Source organism: Pseudomonas edaphica (genome assembly GCF_005863185.1).
GTDB lineage: Bacteria > Pseudomonadota > Gammaproteobacteria > Pseudomonadales > Pseudomonadaceae > Aquipseudomonas > Aquipseudomonas edaphica.
Map to the genome: position 1 here is coordinate 1 of NZ_VBVZ01000508.1, position 4597 is coordinate 4597.

4 protein-coding genes are annotated in these 4597 nt (G+C 62.4%); all 4 read left to right on the forward strand.

The genetic code is table 11. The annotated features are described in order from the left end of the window. Nucleotides 1-107 precede the first annotated feature (107 nt). Nucleotides 108-1166 (forward strand): FecCD family ABC transporter permease, encoded by a 1059-nt coding sequence (locus FEM54_RS25360; protein WP_138453525.1) that lies wholly within the window; start codon nt 108-110, stop codon nt 1164-1166. Continuing rightward, on the forward strand, nt 1163-1948 hold the full coding sequence (locus tag FEM54_RS25365; protein WP_138453526.1) for an ABC transporter ATP-binding protein: 786 nt from the start codon (nt 1163-1165) through the stop codon (nt 1946-1948). Before FEM54_RS25360 ends, FEM54_RS25365 begins: the two co-directional genes overlap by 4 nt. Before the next feature lie 93 nt (nt 1949-2041). Further along, nucleotides 2042-2686: a glutathione S-transferase N-terminal domain-containing protein gene (locus FEM54_RS25370; protein WP_138453527.1), complete on the forward strand. Its 645-nt coding sequence runs from the start codon at nt 2042-2044 to the stop codon at nt 2684-2686. Nucleotides 2687-2891: 205 nt separating this feature from the next. Next, a partial coding sequence (locus tag FEM54_RS25375) for a penicillin acylase family protein (RefSeq protein WP_138453528.1) occupies nt 2892-4597 on the forward strand: 1706 nt, incomplete at its 3' end.

Below are 4597 nucleotides of genomic sequence, written 5' to 3' on the forward strand. Positions count from 1 at the left end.
CGATAGCGGTGTGTCAGTCACTGAATTAATCGACTGGCACACCGCTATCGCAGGCAAGCCAGCTCCCACATGTGGATTTTCGTTGTTTTCAACATTGTGTGAGCCCCATGACCACTCAAACCCTCGACCTTGCCAGCGCCACTCACGGCTATCGCCGTTTGCTGGCCCGGCGTACCTGGCTGCTGGCGCTGCTCGGCATCGCGCTGGTCTGCGCCATTCTGGTGGACCTGGCCAGCGGCCCGTCGGGCATGGGCCTGCTGGCGTTGCTCGACGGCATCCTGCATCCGTCGCACCTGAGCACCACCGACCAGGTGATCATCTGGAACGTGCGCCTGCCCTACGCGCTGATGGCGGTGCTGGTGGGTTGCGCGCTGTCTCTGGCCGGGGCCGAGATGCAGGCGATCCTCAATAACCCGCTGGCCAGCCCGTTTACGTTGGGCGTGTCGTCGGCGGCGGCCTTGGGCGCCTCGCTGGTCATCGTGTTTCCGGTGACCACGCTGTGGGTGTCGGCCAACACCGCGATTTCCATCTCGGCGTTTATCTTTGCCGCCGCCTCGGTGTTTTTGCTGCAAGCCATGTCACGCCTGCGCGGTGCGGGCGTGGAAAGCCTGGTGCTGTTCGGCATCGCACTGGTGTTCAGTTGCAACGCCGTGGTGGCTTTGCTGCAACTGGTGGCCACCGAAGACGTGCTGCAACAATTGGTGTTCTGGACCTTGGGCAGCGTGACCCGCGCCAACTGGGACAAGCTCGGCATCCTCGCCTTTGTGGTTGCCGTGGTGCTGCCGTTTTCCTTCGCCGCCGCGCCGCGCCTGACCCTGCTGCGCATGGGCGAAGACCGCGCACAAAGCTTTGGCGTGGACGTGAAGCGCCTGCGGTTTTTCTCGTTGCTGCGCATCAGCCTGCTGTCGGCCACCGCCGTGGCGTTTGTAGGCACCATCGGCTTTATCGGCTTGGTAGGGCCGCATATCGCGCGGATTCTCGTGGGTGAAGACCAGCGTTTCCTCCTGCCCGCCAGTGCGTTGACCGGCGCCTTGCTGCTGGCGCTGTCGTCGATTGCCAGCAAACTGATCATGCCCGGCGTGATTGTGCCGGTGGGCATTGTCACCGCCTTGGTGGGCGTACCGATTTTTGTGGTGTTGGTGTTCAAGCGCGGGAGGCAGTTATGAGTGCGGGGTTATCGGTACACAACGCCACGGTCAGCTACGGGCGTCGGCAGATTGTGCATGAGCTGAGCTTGCCGACCCTGCCCCACGGCAGCCTCACCGCCTTGATCGGCCCTAATGGCGCGGGTAAATCCACGCTGCTGCGGGCCATTGCCGGGCTGGAAAAGATGCAAGGCGTAGTAAGGCTGGGTGACCTCGACCTGTCAGCCATGTCGGTGGCCGAGCGTGCGCGCCGCGTGACTTACATGCCGCAAAACCTGCCGCCGGGCCTGAGCCTCAGCGTGATGGAAAGCGTGATCGCCGCGCTACGTGTGGCCAATGTGGCCGGCATTCCATTGTCCAGCGAGGCCTGCCTGGGCGAAGCCTTCGAAGCGTTGCAGCGTATCGGCATCGCGCATTTGGCCGATCAACTGCTGAGCACGTTGTCCGGCGGCCAGCGCCAATTGGTCGGCCTCGCCCAGTTGATTGCGCGTCGCCCGCAAGTGATGCTGCTAGACGAACCCACCAGCGCGCTCGACCTTAATTACCAATTAAAAGTCATGGGCTGCGTGCGCACGCTGGTGCGCGAACACAATTTGATCGCCGTGGTGGTGCTGCACGATATCAACCTGGCTGCACGCTTCGCCGACCATATTGCCGTGCTGCGCCAGGGCAGGTTGTACGCCAGCGGCGTGGCGGATGAGGTGCTCGACCCGGCGTTGTTTGCCGAGGTCTATGGCGTACAGGTGCGCATTGAGCGGTGCTCGCAGCAGTCATTGCAGGTGTTGGTCGATGGGGCGGTGTGATTGGCTTCTAAGGTTAGACGCAAATGTTTGATTGAATTATTGCCCCTTGATCATCACCTATAGAGACAGGCATTCGCTCATTTGGAGAGCTTCATGATCGACCTGTACTACTGGACCACCCCCAACGGTCACAAAGTATCGCTGTTCCTGGAAGAAGCCGGTTTGCCCTACACGGTGCACCCGATCAACATTGGCCAGGGCGAGCAGTTCAAGCCGGACTTCCTGAAGATCGCTCCCAACAACCGCATCCCGGCCATCGTCGATCACAGCCCGACCGACGGCGGCGCGCCGATTTCGCTGTTCGAATCCGGCGCGATCTTGCTGTACCTCGCGGAAAAAACCGGCCAATTCATTCCAAAAGACCTGCGCGGCCGCCAGGAAGCGCTGCAATGGCTGTTCTGGCAAATGGTCGGGCTGGGGCCGATGGCGGGTCAGAATCATCACTTCAGCCAATTCGCACCGGAAAAGATTCCTTACGCGATCAAGCGCTATGTGGACGAAACCGCGCGCCTGTACGGCGTGTTGGACCGACGCCTGGCGGACCGCGCGTTCGTGGCGGGTGAGGACTACAGCATCGCCGACATGGCGATCTACCCGTGGATCGTTTCCCACAAGTGGCAGAGCCAGCGTCTGGAGGACTTCCCGCACGTGCAGCGCTGGTTCAACAGCATTAAGGAACGGCCGGCGACGGTGCGGGCGTATGAACTGGTGCAGAAAGTGAATCCGCCAAAATCCTGATCTATGTGGGAGCTGGCTTGCCTGCGATAGCATCACCTCGGTGTAACTGACACACCGAGGCGTCAGCATCGCAGGCAAGCCAGCTCCCACATTGTTCTCTACCGGTCTCAAGATCTCACGCTTAACCCAAACTCCTGCTTGCGTCGTTTCGCCGCGCTCACTAACGTAGCGCCTTTAATGACGCTACCCCCGCAGGAGCTTTGCCATGGCCTCGCCAGCCCTCTCACACTTTATCCCCCGGTTCGGCGTTGCCGCGGCAGTGGCCAGTGCTTTAAGCCTGGCCGGTTGCCAGCTCCAGAGCACCCAGGACACCCTGCCGCCGGTGGCCGGTGTGCAACCGATCAAAGGCCTGGCACAGAATGTGTCGGTGCGCCGCAATGCCCAGGGCATGCCGTTGATCGAAAGCAACACCTTCCATGACGCGCTGTTCAGCCTCGGTTATGTACACGCCAGCGACCGCATCACGCAGATGGTCACTTTGCGCCTGTTGGCCCAGGGCCGCCTGGCGGAGATGTCCGGCCCGCAAGTGCTGGATGTCGACCGTTTCATGCGCGCGGTCAACCTGAAAAAAAGCGCCGGCGAGCTGTATAACGCTTCGTCGCCGCGCCTCAAGCGCTTCTTTGAAGTGTATGCCCGTGGCGTCAACGCCTACCTGTTCCGCTACCGCGACAAGCTGCCGCCGGACCTGGCCCAGACCGGCTACAAGCCCGAGTACTGGAAGCCGGAAGATTCGGCGCTGCTGTTCTGCCTGCTGAATTTCAGCGAGTCGAGCAACCTGCAGGAAGAACTCTCGTCGCTGGTGCTGGCGCAGAAAGTCGGGGCCGACAAGCTCGCCTGGCTGACGCCGAGTGCGCCGGACGAGCCGATCCCGATGGACGAAGCCGACAAGCTCAAGGGCGTGAACCTCAGCCAGATCACCGGCCTTGCAGGGCTCGAAAGCATCGGCCAGCAGTTGAACAGCCTCAACGCACTGGCCGTCACCACCTCCAACAACTGGGCCATCGGCCCGCAACGCAGCCGCAGTGGCAAAAGCCTGTTGGCCAGCGACCTGGCAGCCCAGCCACAAGCACCGTCGCCATGGAACTACGTGCAGATCCGTGCCCCGAAATACCAGGCGGTCGGCGTCTCGATTGCCGGTTTGCCGACCCTGCTGTCCGGCTTCAACGGCAAAGTGGCGTGGAGCATGAGCGCGGTAAAAGGCGACACCCAGGACCTGTTCCTGGAGAAGGTCAAACGCCAAGGCAGCGCGTTGTACTACGAGAACAACGGCAAATGGCTACCGGCCGTCGTGCGCAACGAAACCTACTTCGCCAAGGGCCAGCGGCCGATTCGCGAAGTGGTGTACGAAACCCGCCACGGCGCCCTGCTCAACAGCAGCCAGGCACTCACCACCGGGTTCGGCCTGGCCCTGCAAGCCGCCGACCTCAAGGACGACAAGAGCCTGGACGCGTTCTTCGACCTGTCCCGCGCCCAAAGCGCCGGCAAGGCCTCGGACGCGACCCGGGAAATCCGCGCCATCGCCCTCAACATGATCTTTGCCGACGCGAGCAGCATTGGCTGGCAAGTCACTGGCCGCTTCCCCAACCGTCGCGAAGGCGAAGGCCTGCTGCCCTCGCCGGGCTGGGACGCGCGCTTTGACTGGGACGGCTACGCCGACGCGATGCTGCACCCTTACGATCAGGACCCGGCCCAAGGCTGGATCGGCACGGCCAACCAGCGCACCGCGCCACGCGGTTATGGCATGCAGTTGTCCAATTCCTGGGACGCCCCGGAGCGCAGCGAGCGCCTTGCACAACTGGCCAACGCCGGCAAGCATGACAGCCGCAGCATGATCGCCATGCAGTACGACCAGACCACCACGTTTGCCGCCAAGCTCAAGACCATGTTCCAGGCGCCGGGTATGGCCCAGCC

Coding starts and splice junctions, on each gene's coding strand:
- FEM54_RS25370 (WP_138453527.1), top strand. CDS start 2,042: ATGATCGACCTGTACTACTGGACCACCCCCAACGGTCACAAAGTATCG.
- FEM54_RS25365 (WP_138453526.1), top strand. CDS start 1,163: ATGAGTGCGGGGTTATCGGTACACAACGCCACGGTCAGCTACGGGCGT.
- FEM54_RS25360 (WP_138453525.1), top strand. CDS start 108: ATGACCACTCAAACCCTCGACCTTGCCAGCGCCACTCACGGCTATCGC.